The organism is Asticcacaulis aquihabitans (assembly GCF_032490435.1).
Lineage (GTDB): Bacteria > Pseudomonadota > Alphaproteobacteria > Caulobacterales > Caulobacteraceae > Asticcacaulis.
In genome coordinates this window covers 537,176-554,141 of record NZ_JAVGWM010000002.1, presented here as the reverse complement: position 1 = coordinate 554,141, position 16,966 = coordinate 537,176, and the positions used below count along the sequence as shown (strand labels likewise).

The 16,966-nt window shown below is 58.1% G+C and carries 12 protein-coding genes; 1 reads left to right on the top strand and 11 read right to left on the bottom strand.

Annotated elements, in window-relative coordinates; translation table 11 throughout:
* From RCJ00_RS09160 to RCJ00_RS09110, 11 genes are all read right to left on the bottom strand, one after another.
* The gene (locus RCJ00_RS09160) at window positions 1–1,260 is read right to left on the bottom strand and encodes an SGNH/GDSL hydrolase family protein (protein ID WP_316221510.1); all 1,260 of its coding nucleotides are present in this window, start codon (window positions 1,258–1,260) and stop codon (window positions 1–3) included.
* Window positions 1,261–1,415: 155 nt separating this feature from the next.
* Window positions 1,416–2,033, bottom strand: a complete 618-nt coding sequence (locus RCJ00_RS09155; protein ID WP_316221509.1) for a ParB-like protein — start codon at window positions 2,031–2,033, stop codon at window positions 1,416–1,418.
* A complete protein-coding gene (locus RCJ00_RS09150) occupies window positions 2,017–3,651 on the bottom strand; it encodes a SulP family inorganic anion transporter (protein ID WP_316221894.1) in 1,635 nt (544 codons plus the stop codon). The genes RCJ00_RS09155 and RCJ00_RS09150 overlap by 17 nt, the downstream gene beginning before the upstream one ends.
* 262 nt (window positions 3,652–3,913) lie before the next feature.
* Complete coding sequence (locus RCJ00_RS09145) at window positions 3,914–4,327, bottom strand: hypothetical protein (RefSeq protein ID WP_316221507.1); 414 nt, start codon at window positions 4,325–4,327, stop codon at window positions 3,914–3,916.
* A gap of 163 nt (window positions 4,328–4,490) precedes the next feature.
* On the bottom strand, window positions 4,491–4,796 hold the full coding sequence (locus RCJ00_RS09140; RefSeq protein WP_316221505.1) for a hypothetical protein: 306 nt from the start codon (window positions 4,794–4,796) through the stop codon (window positions 4,491–4,493).
* Between the two features lie 104 nt (window positions 4,797–4,900).
* Window positions 4,901–6,388: an efflux transporter outer membrane subunit gene (locus tag RCJ00_RS09135; protein WP_316221504.1), complete on the bottom strand. Its 1,488-nt coding sequence runs from the start codon at window positions 6,386–6,388 to the stop codon at window positions 4,901–4,903.
* Complete coding sequence (locus tag RCJ00_RS09130) at window positions 6,385–9,561, bottom strand: efflux RND transporter permease subunit (protein ID WP_316221503.1); 3,177 nt, start codon at window positions 9,559–9,561, stop codon at window positions 6,385–6,387. The genes RCJ00_RS09135 and RCJ00_RS09130 overlap by 4 nt, the downstream gene beginning before the upstream one ends.
* Window positions 9,562–9,615: 54 nt before the next feature.
* The gene (locus RCJ00_RS09125) at window positions 9,616–10,776 is read right to left on the bottom strand and encodes an efflux RND transporter periplasmic adaptor subunit (RefSeq protein ID WP_316221502.1); all 1,161 of its coding nucleotides are present in this window, start codon (window positions 10,774–10,776) and stop codon (window positions 9,616–9,618) included.
* Window positions 10,777–10,954: 178 nt separating this feature from the next.
* Entirely contained in the window at window positions 10,955–12,310 is a 1,356-nt protein-coding gene (locus RCJ00_RS09120; RefSeq protein WP_316221501.1) for a sensor histidine kinase, read from the bottom strand.
* Complete coding sequence (locus RCJ00_RS09115; protein WP_316221500.1) at window positions 12,303–12,983, bottom strand: winged helix-turn-helix domain-containing protein; 681 nt, start codon at window positions 12,981–12,983, stop codon at window positions 12,303–12,305. Before RCJ00_RS09115 ends, RCJ00_RS09120 begins: the two co-directional genes overlap by 8 nt.
* A 118-nt stretch (window positions 12,984–13,101) precedes the next feature.
* Window positions 13,102–14,460: a carbohydrate porin gene (locus RCJ00_RS09110; RefSeq protein ID WP_316221499.1), complete on the bottom strand. Its 1,359-nt coding sequence runs from the start codon at window positions 14,458–14,460 to the stop codon at window positions 13,102–13,104.
* A 331-nt stretch (window positions 14,461–14,791) separates the two neighbouring features.
* On the opposite strand from RCJ00_RS09110, the gene RCJ00_RS09105 reads away from it, so the two are divergent.
* Window positions 14,792–16,909: a right-handed parallel beta-helix repeat-containing protein gene (locus RCJ00_RS09105; RefSeq protein ID WP_316221498.1), complete on the top strand. Its 2,118-nt coding sequence runs from the start codon at window positions 14,792–14,794 to the stop codon at window positions 16,907–16,909.
* Window positions 16,910–16,966 lie beyond the last annotated feature (57 nt).

Sequence of the window (16,966 nt, the reverse complement as noted above, 5' to 3'; positions counted from 1 at the left end):
CTACCGCCTGCCCCCGTCAAAAAAGCCAAGCGGAATAGCATTGGCCATGGCGGCGGCGCCCGCATCATTGGGATGAAGATGGTCGCCGACGTCGAAATCAGGCCTTAGCTTCGTCGGGGTGTCGGGTTGGCGCACGGCCAGATCGAAATCGAACACACCATCGAAGATATGGCTTGTCCGCAGCCATGTATTGATCGCCACACGGCGTGCTTCCTTTTCGTCGGAATAATAGCTGCTGAAAACCGTGCCTTCGAAAGGCGTCAGGGTGCCGGCATAGATGCTGAGGCCCCGCTCATGGGCCCGCGCCGCCATCTGGCTCAGGCCATCAATGATATCCTCGGCGGACACATAGTCTTGCGACCCCGGCCCTTGCGCATGCCCTAAATCGTTGATGCCGATAAGGACAATGACGGCGGAGACATTCGGTTGGGCCAGGACGTCGCGGTCGAAGCGCGCCAGACCGTTGTCACCGAACCGTGCCCATTGGCCATGGTGCAGCAGGCGATTACCGCTAATCCCGCTGTTGACGACGCTGAGCGGAATGCCGGCCTCACGCAGGCGGCGCCCAAGAACCTCCGGCCAGGTCCCGCCACGATCGGGTGTAAGACCATAGCCGTCGGTGATGGAATCGCCGAAGGCAATAATGGCGCTTTTGGCCTCTCCGCCCGACACTTCGACTTCCGCAATCCATGGGAAAGCCTTGCCTAAGCCAATGTCGGCGGCGGACGCTTCTGTAAATTCGGCCATGTCGGTCATCCGCCCCGGCGCCGTGTAAAGGACGCTGCGCTGAATATCGTGAACCGTAGAGAGCGACGCCGAACCAGCGGCATATACGCTGACCGCCAGGTCGTGATCGGCGATTATGTCAAGGGCGATAGGATCGCTCAGCGCATAGGCGCCGGGCGCCAAAGTCACGCCCGACTTACCATTGAATGTCACGGTGCGGTCACTGGCCGCGTCAATACGACTGCCGGACACCCTGCGCGCTACGTGTATCTCGTCAAGCCGCAACGGCTGGACGCCATAGGCGTTGGACAGGCGCACGCGCACGGCGCTACCGCCAGCGCTGACGCGAACAATCTGACGCAAGGTCATGTCCTTGATCTGCAAGGTGCTGCCGGCAGGCTCCGGCGCGGCATACCAAGAGGGAATCCAGACCGCTTGATTGGCCGACGGCTGCCGGGGCGCCTTCGCGGCCACTGGCATCGCCTGAACCCCCGCGACACAAACAAGAGCGGCGACAATAGAGATAATCTTCATAAGCGGCATCCTGAGCGGGAATCGCTCAAACACTACATGACGTGCAGGCGCGGGGACAAGCACAGACGGCCAAACCTCCACCTGTTTTCGCCTATTCAGCCTGCACCGACTCGATAGGATGCCATGCGTCCCGAATGATGGCCCGCATTACCGCCTCAGTCCGTTGGACCGCACCACCCCGGCAGGTAACTGGCTTCAGATGTTTTGGCGATCTCACACGCCTGAGCAAGACAGGTTTCAAAGTTTTTCGCCAGGGCCGAGCTTTTGATACGCCGTCGCAGAAAGTCGGCCCAAAGGAACTCGCTGAATGGCACCGTATCCTTGGCATAGCCACCCGCCCGACGCAGAGCCCCCGCCAAAGAGCGATAAGGATCATCGGCTAAATCCTGGACAGACTTAGGAATATCCTCGTACCTGCGCCTTTGGCCCGCTTCATCGAAGGGGTGCATCCAGTTACGATTGTCCAGGACAACCCAGAACGCATCCTTGGTGAGATGGCTGAGATCGCTGACGACAGACACGAGCACATCCTCCACACCTTCATCATGCAGGGCTCGCGTAAGGTGATGATGGTCGATGATGTAGGCGCGCTGCTTCGGGCCCAACACGACAGGGATCATATGGCGGCCCAGAAACACCTCGCCCTTGCCGTCCCGCTCGCTCTGCCATCTCTCGCGCTTGGCGGACACTTCGCGCATCCCTACCGTCATCTGAGTCGGGCGCAGATCGCGGATAGGCGTGGGTTTGACCCGAGGTTCACGAACCGGACGCATTCACATCTCCCGTCGACAGGGTGGGTGAGGCCTTCAAGGTGTTTACCGCCTCATTGACGCTGTGAAAAAATAGGCCTTCGCCCAGCTCACGCATAATACCGAAGCGCTCAAACGCGTCCTGCGCCTTAATGGATTCAAGCCGGGCCAGGGCCAGACTGATATGATGAAGGCGGCAATAGGCAATGACATCTATGAACGCCTGCGCCGCGGAATAGTCAATATCGGCTATACCGCTCGCTTCCAAAACCACGACCCGCGGCAACGGCTTCGCTGTGCTTATTTTACCGATCATGCCCCGCCGGAACACGTCGGCATTGGCAAACAACAGAGGCGCCTGGAATGCCACTACCAGAATACCTGCATCTTCCGGCGCCGGGGCATTCCCCTTGTGAGGCCACCAGATCGTCGTTCCCGGCAATCTGGACAATTCAACCGGTCGGGTCTGAAGGATCATGGCAACGCCATGCAGCAGGGACAACCCGATGCCAACGGCGACACCGGTTTGTATCGGCAGTCCTATAACCGCCGCCGCAGTCAGGATAACCAGGCCACCCTCAAGCGGTGTCTGCCTGATCACCTTTATGACGGTGCCGACGCTACAAATGCGCTGAGCGACAAACAATAAAATGCCGGCGAAGGCCGCCTGCGGGACAAGCCTGAACAGACCGCCGCCCCAAAAGACGACGATCAATACAAAGATACTCGCGATAATGGCGGCGAGTTGCGACGTGCCCCCGGCCTGCGCCACCACTGCGGTACGCGGCGGGCTGGCATTCACTGGAAACGCCCCCACCAGGGCAGCGATCAGGTTTCCCGCCCCCATGCCCAGAAAATCACGATCGATGTCCGGTCCGCTACCCGCAGGTGACGACACCGACTGACTGACGGCCGCGGTTTGCATCATGACAATCAAAGTAATGATAAGGGCCAGCGGCACCAATCTCGCCCATCCTGAAAAATCCGGAAGGGTTAGCTGAGGCAGCCCGAAGGGTATAGCGCCCATGACCGATACGCCATGAACGGTTAGATTGAAACCGCTGACAGCCAGTGTCGCCAAGACTATGGCAATAAGCGCACCTGGAAGGCGGCCGCTCAGTTTTTCCGACACAAGCATTATGGCCAGCACGCCCAACCCTGTCGCCAAGGTGTACGGGTTCAGCGCGGACATATGTCCAATGATATATCCCAAACGCTCCGGTAAGGTGTCGCCGGCGGCTGAAATCCCTAAAAGCTCAGGGAGCTGCGACACCAGAATGTGCCCGCTAATGCCAATAAGAAAGCCAGTGATGATAGGGACGGACAAAAGGCCCGACACCCATCCCAGCTTCATTAAACTGCTGACGATCAGCATGCCGCCGACCAGTATCGCCAAAGCCGCCGCTTCGGCCGGAAGAGAACTGGCATTGGTAACCGCAAGCGCCGCCAGCGTGCCGGCAAAAATTGGCACGGTCGTGGAATCGGCACCGGCCGTCAGGAGGCGATTGCCGCCGAACAGAGCAAACCCCAAGGTCGCCGCAACAAAGGCGAATATACCCGCCTGCGGTGCAAATCCCCCCAGATGCGCCGTGGCGATTTGTTCGGGCAGGGTTATGGCTGCCAAGGTCAATCCCGCTGTCAGGTTCTGGCCCCACCGCGCGTTCGTCCAGCCTCTGAAGGGCGAGAGAAGATATGTTAAACTTAGACGGCCGTGGGAGTCTATGGACCTGATCCCTATGTCTTTGTCACCCGAACTGGCGTTCCCGATGCGTTGTACGCAGCGTTCTCTTCGACCGGGTGCTCCTAGAGCATCTCGCGTTCAATTTGACTTGAATTGAACGCGAGATGCGGACAAACTTAAAATGTAGAGCGAGGATTTTGATCGAACCAGGCCGGATCTGTCACTAGGATCCGTGACTTGCAATCAGGTGTTTGGCGATTTCAAATTCCTGCGCGTCGAGCAGATCGGCATCCAGAGCGCCTTTCAATGCGACGGCGTCTTCCTCGCGGATAAGCCTTTTCTTTTTCAGCAGCCGCCTGATCCTCTGCCCATACAGCACTTGTAACTCCGACAAGGTCATGAGGCCTTCAGAACGCATAATATCGTCGATCCGTTGGCGGTCTTCCGGAGGTAGGTGAAAACCATTCTCGGCAAGATCTCCGAGTCCAGCCTCCAGTCCCCTGCGCTGTTGCAGCGGCGTACATTCTGTCTTCCATTTTTCGATGTCGGCCAAAATATCATATTGCGGGATCATCTGCTCCGCCAGCCTGAGCAATATCTTTAGAAAGTAATCAAACTCGGTTGATTGAATGGCCATCTTTTTCCCCAGATTCATTCAGTTTAGTAGCGCAAAAGTCTATATCAAAAACCGACCCTCTACGACGTACAAAATTTACCATATTTTTATGACTGAACAGAGGAAATCCCGACGGTCAGCCGCCCGGCATTCCACTGGCCAATCACTCCTATGATCCGTCACCCTAACGACCCGTCAGTTGTCTGCACACGTCTTGAAAATGACGAATATTGGACAGGGCGGCGTCGCCGTATTTAAGTCGTCGCTGCTCCATCAGTAACTTGCAATCCTCCGACAATGACGCCGCATCCGCATCCGTCGCCCGTTCGAGGCGCACGCAAAGGGCGATGGCTGCGGCCTCATTGCCGCTCGGAAAATTCGTCAGTTGCTCCCTTACCCTGCCTGCTCCGCCACGATAGGCGGCTGACCGATAGGTTGGCCATCGCGCATCCAGCCGGCAATCACTCAGAAGGTGCTCACGAATGGACATGTCCTGTATCCCGGCCAGGTTCGGCGGGATTTGAGGACCGGCGGCGCAACCGCACAGTAAGCCCGAACCTATCAAAATCCAGGTGTGGTTTTTCGCCATCTTCGCTACCGATCCGCCGTCGGCGGACCGACGGCAATGTAAAAGGCGACCGTATCGAGGTAGCGTTGCAGCCGGGCGGCATCCACAGCGCTGTCCGCCTGCGCCTTGGCCCGAACAGCGGCCAGAAGCTGAATCTGACCTCCGGCGCCCTGCGCCGCCTGGCTTTGGTTAAAGGCCAGATTTCTGTTGGCCACGGTTTGTACATCCAGAGCATGCGCCAATCCTGTGGCGTCGGCATACAAGGCGTCCAGGCAATCTGCGACATTTGAAAGCGCCTGCAAAACAACGGAGTGATAGCTGGCCTTGGCGGCTTCCAGTTGTTGCGTTGCCGCTCTCGCCTGATGCTTAAGGGCCACTGCATTCGTTATGGGCTGGGTCAGGCCCAACGCCATTGTCCAGTAATCGTTTCCTTGATCGACCAAATGCGACAACTGACTCGCCGCCCCTCCTGCACTTCCGTCCAGGGAAATGGCAGGTAGGCGGGCCGCCTGGGCCATGCCTGCGGCGGCATAGGCCGCGCGCAAATTGGCCTGGGCCTCCAATATATCCGGTCGTTGCGCCACCAGGTCAGCAGGGGCGACATAGGGCAGATTATCCGGCAGCGAGAATAGCCGCAGACCGAGGGGGGCCGCGACAGGGGCCGCCGGCTCATGGCCGGTCAGGCGTTTCAGTACGTCCTGGGCCACAGTCAATTGGTGGCGAACACCCTCTTCCTGAACGGCATCCTGCGAGGCGGTGGTCTGATAAACGACAAGATCGGCTTGGCCAACGGCGCCCAGTGTCGCCTGGGTCTGCATCAATCGGAGTGTCTCTTGGCTGGCGTGGCTTGCCACCGCGGCATCTGCCAACTGGTCCTGAAGGCCAGCCACTGTCAGCTCGGCCGCCACCATGTTGCCAACAAGAATCTCCCGCGCGGCCGTCGTCTGATAGGTTTGACTGGCGAGCAGGGCCTTGCCTTGCTCGAGGCTGCGATGATTTTCCCCCCAGAGGTCGACGGCATAGCTTACGGCCACTTGGCCCGTATGCAATGTGTAGGTTGGCGGGGGTTCATTACCGGATAAGGGGTTGGCAAGCGTATCGGAATTTTTGCTGCGCTGTAGCGAATAATTTATCCCGACCTGGGGCAACAGCGACGTTTTTTGCGCGGCATACATTTCCCTGGCGGCCGCCAAGCTGAAGGCCGCAGACTTTAGATCCGGATTTTGCGCCAGGGTTTCCGCGACCCGCTGATTCAGCTCATCCGACCTGAAAGCGCGCCACCACTCAGTGTCGTGACTCTGCGAGCCAAATATTTGGGCGCCAAGTGTCTGCGTTACCGCGTCGGCACGCGGGAGCGCCGTTGGATCACCAGACGTGGCGTAGGATTTGAGTACAGGCGCGGACGGCGCAACGTAAGCCGGACCGACTGCACATCCGCTTGACCCCAAGAGGGCAGCGATGGCCAGAGAGAAGGCCAAGGCGCGAACGGACGACGAAAAACGAATATCTGTCATTGCAGAACCTGCGCGCTTGGGGTGGTGGCACCGGATTCGTCCACCTCTTCCGAAATCAGGTGACGGCTGACATGTTTGGAAAACAGGCTCAGCAGAACGGGCAGTACGGTCAGTATCAGCAGGGGCGCCAGACTGGCGCCGCCGACAACGACGATGGCCAGGGGTTTCTGGACCTGCGAGCCAACGCCGTTCGCAACCGCAGCCGGGAGCAGCCCGACAAAGGCGACGAAGCAGGTCATGACGACAGGTCGCAGGCAGTGTTTCAAGGTCAACTGCATGGCGCGCGTCCGCGACAGGCCGTCGTCAATGGCCTGATTGTAGGTTGAGACAACGATAATGCCATCCATCACCGATATGCCCAGCAAGGCGACAAAGCCGATGGCAGCGGATATGGAAAACGGCGTATGGGTCAGTAGAAGCCCAGCCACGCCCCCGATCATGGCCAGCGGCATGGCCGCGCCGGCGATCGCCATGTCCCGCACGGAACCGAAGTTCATAAACAAAAGGACCAGGATAAGGCCAATCGCCACCGGCACGATAACCGCAAGTCTCGCCAGGGCCTGATTGAGTTCGCCCAGTTCTCCCGCCCAGGATATGTGGTAGCCGGGCGGCAATTTAATCTCTTTATCTATCCGTGCCTGCGCTTCCTTGACCGCGCCGCCCAGATCGCGTCCACGCACGGAGAACTTGATCGGCACATACCGCTCCCCGCCTTCCCGGTAGATAAAGGACGCGCCCGAGATCAGTTTTATGTCAGCGACATCACTCAAGGGCACGGAAAGGGGAAGGCCTGTGGGAGATGTGCCTGTAACGGGAATGCGGGAAATAGCGGCAATGTCATTGCGGTCAGACGGACTGAAGCGAACGATAATCGGGTAATTGCGGTCGGTTCCCGGCTCGTAATAGGCTGCTGCGTTTGCGCCGCCAATAGCCGCCTGAACGACCGCATTTACATCGCCTGTATTGAGCCCGTAGCGCGCCGCCTTTTCGCGGTTCACCGTAATGTTCAAAGTCGGCTGCCCCAGAGAGTTGAACACACCCAGGTCGGCGATACCTCGCACATGAGACATGGCTTCTTGTATACGTCCCGCCGTCTTTTGCAGCGTATCGAGATCCGGACCGAATAGCTTGATGGAGTTCTCACCCTTGACGCCGGAAGCTGCCTCTTCGACATTGTCTTGAATATATTGTGAGAAGTTGAACTCAATACCGGGGAACCGGCCAGCGAGCTTCGCGTTCATCTGTTCGATGAGCTTTTCCTTGGACTGGCCCTTCCAGGCGGCATTGTCCGTGAAGGGTTTGAGCGGCACGAAGAATTCTGCGTTGAAAAAGCCCGTGGCGTCGGTTCCGTCGTCGGGGCGGCCGTGTTGCGAAATGACGGTCTGAACTTCCGGATAGGTACTCAAAATACGCCGGATGTCATTGACATAGCCATTCGAGGCTTCGAGCGACACCGAGGCCGGCATGGTAGCGCGTATCCACATGTTGCCTTCCTCGAGATGCGGCAGAAATTCCATGCCGAGAAACGGGACCGCTACAGCGGCAAACAGCGCGAATCCGCCAGCCACTGCCAACGTCTTCAGGCGTGATTTCATGCACAGCGCCCAAAGCGGACGAAATAGGCTGTGGAGACGCGCGACCAGCCACGTATCCTTTTCTTCAAGGTTTTTCTTCAGAAAGACCGCACTGAGGGCGGGCGTTATGGTGAAGGTCGCGATCAACCCGCCGATAATGGCATAGGCGTAAGTCGTGGCCATGGGCCCGAAAATCCGTCCGACCACACCGGTGAGGGTAAACAGCGGCAGGAAGCTCGTAATTATGATGACGGCGGAAAAGAATATCGGCTTTCCGACTTCGCTGGCCGCCTCCAATATGGCGGAGCGCCGCATACCACCGGGTAGCGCTTGCGCCTTATGCGTCGTCGACAATTCCGACAGGTGGCGATAGATGTTTTCCATCATGATCACGGTCGCATCGACAACGAGACCGAAATCAATAGCACCGACCGACAACAGATTGGCGGAATCGCCTTTGACAACGATGATTATGACCGCGAAGCACAGGGCGAACGGAATTGTTGCCGCCACAATGAGCGCGCTGCGGACATTGCCGAGAAACAGCCATTGCACGATGAAGATGAATAGAATGCCTTCGACGAGGCTATGAAAAACCGTCTCTGTCGTTATCTTTATCAGGTCGCTGCGGTCGTAGATGCGCTCGATATGGACGCCGTAAGGCAAGATATTGCCCGCATTGATGTGGTTGATTTCCGCTTCGACCAGCTTGATCGTCGGGGTGCTTTTTGCGCCGCGCTGCATCAGGACGATCCCCTGAACAATATCGTCATCCTTGTCCTGTCCGGCGATGCCCTGACGCGGCAGGTTGGAAACGACCACCTCGCCCAAATCCTTTATTTGGACGGGAATACCCTTCGCGGAGGTCACGACAGTGGTGCGGATATCGTTGATCGATTGAACCAGGCCGACGCCACGGACAATCGCCGACTGAGGGCCAAAATTGACGGTTTGACCGCCGACATTGACGTCCGCATTGCCAATGGCCGCCAATATCTGCGGCACGGATATGCCGTAGGCATTCAGCTTTTGTCGGTCCAGGACGACTTCATAGCTCTTGGTTTTGCCGCCCCAGCCGGTCACATCGATCACACCGGGAACCGCCTTTAGACGACGTTCCAGCATCCAGTCTTCGATCGTCTTTAAATCCGTAAGACTGTACCCTTTGGGGCCTACCACACGGTATCGCATGATCTCGCCAATTGGACTGACGGGCGATATGCCCGGATGTGCCCCGCCGGGCAGTGCATCCATCTGACTTAGCTTATTGATGACGTGCTGCTGCGCCTGCTCGTGCGTCAGGTCATAGGTGAACTGAACCTTGACGTCAGACAGGCCAAACAGAGAAATCGTCCGTACGCTGGACACGTGCGGTATGCCCGCCATCTGTATTTCCACCGGGATGGTGACATTGCGCTCCATCTCCTCAGCCGAATAGCCGGTCGACTGCGTGACGACTTCCACGGTGGGGGGGACCGGATCCGGATAGGCTTCGATGTTCAGCTGTGTAAAGGCAAAGACGCCAACGGCCATCATGGCGGCGAGCCCCATAAGGATAAGCACGCGCTTATGCAGGGCGAAGTTGACGATATATCTCATTATGAAATGCCTTGAATTCGGAAAATCGAGCGCAGTGCCACAACCACCCAGGCCTCAGCCCAGGCCGGCCTTATCAACAAAAAGCCCGCCCTTGACGACGACCCGTTCACCCGGCGCCAACCCGGTCAAAATCTGGGCAAAACCGCTGTTGACCAGACCTAAGGTAACCGGACGGCAGTGCGCGGTACGGTCGGTGTCGACGACCCAGACCCGTGCTTGGTCACCCTCGCGGATGACGGCATCGACGGGTATGGCGAGGGCGGTCTGGGTGCGATCGCCGGAAATGTCGAAGCTGGCGAACATTTCGGGTTTCAGTGCACCATCCGTATTGGTGATTTCGGCACGGACAGGCAACCGATGCGTGTCCGGATCCAGGCTGGGGGCGACTGAGCGAATCCGGGCGGTATAGGCCTTGTCGGGATAGGCTGTGACATGTACCGACACCGTTTGACCGACAGCAATCTTGCCGGCATCGCTCTCCGATACCTGGGCCTGGAGCCACACGCTGGAAATATCAGTAAGGGTTATGGTGAGCGTTCCCGTACCCGTAATCATAAGCCCGGGGGATACGGCGCGCTGCACGACCAAGCCAGAGATCGGCGCGCGCACCACCGCTATATCCTTGCCGCCAAACGTGGCGCTGCCCAACTCATTTGACGAAACGCCCAGAATGCCCAGCTTTTCCTTTTCGCTTTGCAAGGCCGACTGCGCCGCCTGTGCTGCCCCGCGAGCCGCAATAAGGTCGTGTTGTGCCTGCTCGTAGTCCTTCAGGGCGCCGCCCGCCGTCCGGTAAACCCCTTCGGCGCGCTTCTCGGCGGCGTCCGCCAACGCCTCCTGCGAGCGCGCCGCCGATAGGTTGGCCTCGAGCGCCGACAGATCCGACCGCGCCTGGACGTACTCATTGGCGGCGATGGCAAACAGGGGCTGGCCCTTGGTTACTCGCTGGCCCGGCTCCACCATAACAGCAACGACCCGCCCGGTGTAAGGCGAGTAAACCGAGACGGTTTGATCGTCGTTTGTCGTTATCTTGCCATCTGCCGACGCGATGTCGTGAAAATCGCGCGGACTGGCCGTTGCAAACGTCAATGCGCCGTACTGATCGGGTGTCAGTTGGACCGTGCCCGTCTGAGCCGCTGTTTCCCTTGCCGCTGCTTCGTCGTGCCCCTTGCCCAGGCACAACATCAGTATGCCGGCAAGACAGACGGCAACGGCCAACCCGAATAGCCAAATATCCCGCCTGGCAACGGATTGAAAAAGTGACCCAGGCCTCATGCGCATCGTGAATTCCACCTCATGCCGCAGCGCAACAGTTGCGATGCGGCAGCGCAGCGACACTATATCCGCTGACCTTACCGGGCGATGGCGGGAATATTACCGATTGGAAAGGTAGCCGTCAGATCACCGGCAACACGAGGCGGGCAACGAGGCCAGGCGACGCCGATTCCAATTGAAGGCTGCCGCCGTGCAGGGTGGCAATGGCCAAGACGACGGATAAGCCAATGCCGTTGCCCGGCAAATGCCGGCTTTGGTCCAGACGGAAAAAGCGCTCGGTCACTTTGGTGAGCGCGTCGGCGGGGATGCCCGGCCCGTCGTCACGCACCTCCAGGCATGCCCCGGCCTCATGTAGAAAGGCGCTAACATGGACATGGCTGCCTGTCGCGGTATGCTTGATGGCGTTGTCGATCAGACTGGCCAAAGCATTGGCCAACAGGTTCCGGTCGCCGTTGGCTGGCACGGACACGGCACAGTGAGCCATCAACACTACGCCGGCGGCTTCGGCTGTGGCGTCATATAGCTCCACCATATCCTGGACAATACTTGCCAGATCGATTGGGTCAGCCACCTGGGTGCGCACGCCCGACTCCGCTTCGGCAATCTGAAGCAACTTTTCAAACAGCCGGATCAGATCATCTATATCTTGCACCGCCTCGACGAAGGTTTCGGGGAGGGTATTCAGATCCGCGTCCGGCCCTATGGCCTCGTCGAGTTTATTGCGCAGGCGGGTCAGCGGCGTACGCAGGTCATGGGCGATGGCGTTTGAGACGTGACGAACCCCGTCCATCAGGTGCTCGATCCGGTCAAGCATCCGATTGATATCGACGCCCAGCCGTCCGAATTCGTCATTGTTCGAAGCCGGAATACGGCGGCTCAAATCGCCGCGTTCGATTTCGTGCGCGATGTGACGAATATGGCCAATGCGGCTTTCGATAAGCCGCCGAAACAGGATCGCGCCCGCAATAATCAGGCATATCGACAGAACCATGCCGACCAGAATAGAGCGAATAACCAACTCGCCTATCATCTGTTGCTCTTTGAGGTCCTTTCCAACGATCAACCGGTAGCCGTCAGACAACCGGCGGATGATAAGCCGGGCCTCGGTTTGTTCGTCGTTTCGCGACACCGAACGCGTCAGGGGGTAATCGGTTTTCGTCGTGGCGTCTGGCCATTGCGACAGATTGCCGGCAACGGGTTTGTCGTCCGGTGAAAGAAGGAGGAAGATTTCCGTATCGCTATCAACGCCATCGTTCAGCTGCTTCCGGATTGCCGTCGCCAGGCCGCTGTCCTGACCGCGCGCAAACTGCGTGCTCAGGCGTCTGGAGATAGTGATTATCTTCGTATCTGTGGCCTGGTTGAGCACGCCGATGGTTCCGGCGTAGAAGGCAACCGCCAATAAGGCAATGGCAGCCGCCAGCACAGCGCCATAGCCTATGGCCAGTCCCGAAGCTATGGAACGCGTGAGCTTAATCATTGATGCCGATCATATAACCGGCGCCCCGCATGGTATGAATCAGGGCCGGCGAGAACGACTTGTCCACTTTCGTCCGCAGGCGGCTAATCTGAACATCGATGACGTTCGTCTGCGGGTCGAAGTGGCAGTCCCACACGGCCTCGAGCAGCATGGTACGCGTGACCACCTGTCCGGCATGACGCATCAGATACTCCAGAAGGCGAAACTCTCGCGGTTGGAGGTTAATCAAACGGCCCCCTCGGGTGGCGCGCAGCGAACTGCGGTCCAGAACCAGGTCGGCAACCTGCAACTGATCGGCGTCCGTCTGGGGTTCGCCGCGACGCAGCAGCGCCTCGACGCGGGCCAGAAATTCCGAAAAAGCAAACGGTTTGGACAGATAGTCGTCTCCGCCCGTCTTCAGACCGCGTACACGTTCATCGACACTGTTCAAGGCGCTAAGGATCAGGACGGGGGTTTTCTTTCGCAGATCGCGGAGCTTTGCGACAATGGACAGCCCGTCAACACCTCCGGGCAGCATGCGATCGAGAATAACAATATCCCAGGTTTCGTTTATGGCCTGATGCAGGCCATTCACGCCATCGCTGCAGGCATAGACGATATGCCCAGCCTGTTTCAGACCGTTGCAAATGTATTGCGAGGTTTTGACGTCATCCTCAATCAGCAAACACTTCAAAACGGTCTCCATCGTCCACCCGTAACAGCCAGTGGTCTGGACGTATCACCACAGTAGGACTTAGGCGCCTAGGGCGCAACATCGCAAAACAATCGGCGCCGATCCGATCGCAAGCGCTCTAATACTGGGTATGAAGCCTTAGTCCCAGGATCGAAACAGACCCTCTATCTTTGTTGTACGCGGGGTTTTGGACGTATTGATAATCGAGTGCTGCGACGACAGTCTTCGTCAAAGGCAGGCTGTAATAGGTTTCAAAGATATGCTCGTCACGTTTGTGCGGCAACGCGCCGTCTCCGATCAACGGCCCCAATCCGCCCGCCGCCAGATAGGCCGCGTGTTGGCGCGAAATGGCGTTGTCGACCAAGGCTAAGCCCACGTGATCCTGGCCCCGACGCCATGCGGAACCCACGATGGAGAAACCAATGGCGCCTGTCCGGTCAATATCCGTAAACTCATAGGTCTCAACATGACCATCCGAAACGCCGAGGCGCGCAAAGAAACTGATGTCCGGCATCAAGACCTGGTCAGCACTCATCGCCACGCCGGAACGGGACCGATACCGCCTCAACGTTGCAGTATCGGGCACCTCACCCGGCGGGGTCTGCGCCAACACCTGGGAAAATGACGCCATGCGGGCGCGTGAGACAAAGCCCGTCACGCGCAGGGCGCCGTCAAGATGATTGATCGAGTGGTGTTCCTCGACTTCAAATACGCCCTGGACCTGGTGGAAGTTATCAAGCGTTGGCGAATTGGGTACATTTGACATGTCAAACGCGCCTATGCGGGTCACAAAACGACCGATATAGGCTTCTGCCGAGGCACCGTAGGTGTAGCCCCATGCGTCGGCGGCATAGTCGAAAGAGCCCGTATCAATGACGGACCAGTTCAAAAAATCATGGCGCGGATCGTGGGCGAATACGGACGCATCGAAGATGTCGGGCACGCCGAATTTACCCACCGTAAGCGTTACATGGTCCTTTGAGCGGACAGACTCGAATTGATTGAGATCAGCGTCAACGGTTTCATTTTCCCCACCCAGATCGAAATTCTGTCGCAGGAAGACGCGCGGCAATTTCAGGTAAGGTTTTTTGGCGCCAATCTTATAGGCCTCGCCACTTGAATAGCCGGCCAATCCCAAGGTGTTTGAAAGCCCGAACCCTTGATCAATTTCAGGATTTATCCAAACTTCCGCGCCAGACCAAGGCCGATATCCGATGTAAAGCGTCGCATCGAAGGTCTCCTTGCCGTTGGCCTTTGGCGAAAGACTGTTGGCACCCGAATATGGCGCCTTAAACCGATCATTTCCCTGAAGCGTAAATGTGCTTTGAAAATGAAAGTTGAAGTCAGGCGCCGCAGGGAGAGCATTAGACGCCCGGCTTGATATCGGTAAAAGCCCAAACAGGAAAAGGACCACGGCAGCCAGGGCAGCGGGTTGCATATCTATGAGGCGGCGGCTGTGTGGTGTGATCTTTATCAATGGAATCCCTTCCATATTTTGGTGATGTCCACTTAGATGGAGAGTTAATGGGTATCAAGCAAATCCGATTAGCTCTCTGCTCACCCTGCCTGGAATCGACGCGAAACAGGCTCATATCGTCGATTTATTTCGCTCACGTGACAAAAAGGCCCCCTTAAGAGGCGCGACGTGGCACGACCCCGTTCCAGCAAATTCTCAAATAGCGTCTCCGGGGCGAGAATTTCCAGATTCGGAATGGACGAGACAACATTTAAGACATAATACGTATGATATAAATAATGACGCAGCGACCCTCCGTTGCGTAGACAAATGCTGGGAAGGATACGCCTCAATGAAAAACCCAAAATGTACCGTATTGGTCTGCGGCTTCATCCTGTCAATTGCCGGGATGGGGCTGATTGCGTCCCCTGCCCTTGCGCAACTGCCGCCCATGCCGGACATTCCTGCCGTTACGCCTCCGAAGTCTGATCGATTGTCCGGCTCGGTCAACCTGGCACATCGCCCCAAGCCCGTACCGTCGATAGTCTATGTTTCCACCACGGGTTCAGACGGTGGTGACGGTTCGTCAGCCCGTCCATTCGCCACGCTTGCGCGCGCTCAGGCCGCAGTGCGCGCTCTGAGCCAGGATAATGACGTCACGGTCACTATGGCCAATGGCGTTTACCGCCTCGACGCGCCCCTGAGATTTACCGCCGCCGATGGTGGCCAAAACGGCTTTACAGTCCGCTACAAGGCCGCCCCTGGCGCACACCCGGTCATTTCCGGGGCGGTGCGCATAGAGGGTTGGACCTTGGCGGATGGTCGTCGCAATATTTGGGTCGCCGATATGCCCCGCGGCATGGACCCGCGCCAAATCTGGGTAAACGAAAAGCTGTCACGCCGCGCTGCCGTCGTAGCACCCCGCCAGGCCTTCGAATTCTATGACTGGGGCTTGAAGATAGTCGATCCGGCCTGGCGCTTCCTGGCCGATCTGCCCGACCAGAACCGCCTGGAAGTCGAAGGCCTCGGTTGGTTCACCGACCGCCACGCCACGGTCGCGCGGATCGATGGCGACCGCATCATCATGCAGCAACCCGGCTGGCGCAACAACATAGTGGGCTATGACACCTTGGCCCGGCCAGTGTCACCGGACACGGCCCGTCTGGAATTCGTCAACGCTTTGGCCTTCCTGCGCACCGAAGGCGAATGGTACGCCGACCCGAAGACTGGCAAAATCTATTACAAGCCGCGTAAGGGTGAGGATATGGCGACGGCAACAGTCGAAGCGCCGCGACTGGAATGGCTGATGTCGATTAGCGGCACATATGAGCGTCCGATTGTAGACCTCGAATTCACAGGTCTCAGTTTCCAGTATACAAGTTGGCTGCGCCCTTCCGAGCCGGAAGGCTATGCCAGCCAACAAAGCGGCGCCTATCTAGCCGGAAACTTGCCCAACTATCCAAAAGATCCGATCCGTGACTGCAGTTGGGGATGTACCGCCTTCGAAGCCTCCCGCAACAAGTGGAGCCAGCAACCCGCCGCCGTTCAAGTCTCGGCCGCCGAGCGTATCACCTTCTCGCATGACGAATTTACGCACCTGGGCCAGATTGGGCTTGGTATCGGCAACAATGCCGAAGCCAATGCCAGCGGAATAGGGCTCGGCGCCAGCACGATCAACGTCGTGCGTAGCCGCTTCGTCGACCTTGCAGGCGGGGCTATAATGGTCGGCGGCGTAACCCCCGACGCGCATCACCCCTCGCGCCCGGAAATGACCGTCGCTGATATTCTGATCGCCAATAACCTAGTTCAGAATATCTCTCAGGATTATCACGAACAGGCCGGCATCATGGTCACCTACGCGACCGGCGCGACCGTCATACACAACGATGTCTCAGAGGCGCCCTATGACGGCATTGACATTGGCTGGGGCTGGGGCGCCAACGACCCCGGCGGGTCACCAGCCTACCGCACCGCCAATCGCGCCTATTACGACCAGCCGGGCAATCTGGTCTATAATAGCCCAACGATCCTTCGTGACACCGTGGTCTTCGCAAACCGCGTGCACAAGGTGAAGCAATCCTTCCCCGACGGCGGCGCCATATACCACCTGTCCGCCGATCCTGGCGCCCTGATTGCCGAGAACTATGTCTATGACGTACCCGGCGGCATCGCCCTCTATCTCGACGAAGGGTCGCGATACATCACCGTCCGCAACAATGTGGTCAGCAATGTCGGCGTCTGGCTGAACCTCAATTCGCAGGACAACCTGGCCCCCCGGCGCACGGCCATGGACAATATCGCAAAGGACAATTGGTACAATTCGGGCGTCCGCCACGGATCGTGGACCGACTATCTGAACAATCAGTTCCTTAACAATGCCGCCGTCAAGGGCGAGGCCTGGCCCGAAGACGCCAAGGCAGTTATCTCACGCGCCGGCATCCAGCCTGAATCTGCGACGGAGGCACACTAAGTTGCGTTAACCTTTCCGAACGAGCAATCGCATGCGCGCGGACTCTCGCGGCAAAAG

Coding starts and splice junctions, on each gene's coding strand:
- RCJ00_RS09160 (WP_316221510.1), bottom strand. CDS start 1,260: ATGAAGATTATCTCTATTGTCGCCGCTCTTGTTTGTGTCGCGGGGGTT.
- RCJ00_RS09155 (WP_316221509.1), bottom strand. CDS start 2,033: ATGCGTCCGGTTCGTGAACCTCGGGTCAAACCCACGCCTATCCGCGAT.
- RCJ00_RS09145 (WP_316221507.1), bottom strand. CDS start 4,327: ATGGCCATTCAATCAACCGAGTTTGATTACTTTCTAAAGATATTGCTC.
- RCJ00_RS09140 (WP_316221505.1), bottom strand. CDS start 4,796: ATGTCCATTCGTGAGCACCTTCTGAGTGATTGCCGGCTGGATGCGCGA.
- RCJ00_RS09135 (WP_316221504.1), bottom strand. CDS start 6,388: ATGACAGATATTCGTTTTTCGTCGTCCGTTCGCGCCTTGGCCTTCTCT.
- RCJ00_RS09130 (WP_316221503.1), bottom strand. CDS start 9,561: ATGAGATATATCGTCAACTTCGCCCTGCATAAGCGCGTGCTTATCCTT.
- RCJ00_RS09120 (WP_316221501.1), bottom strand. CDS start 12,310: ATGATTAAGCTCACGCGTTCCATAGCTTCGGGACTGGCCATAGGCTAT.
- RCJ00_RS09105 (WP_316221498.1), top strand. CDS start 14,792: ATGAAAAACCCAAAATGTACCGTATTGGTCTGCGGCTTCATCCTGTCA.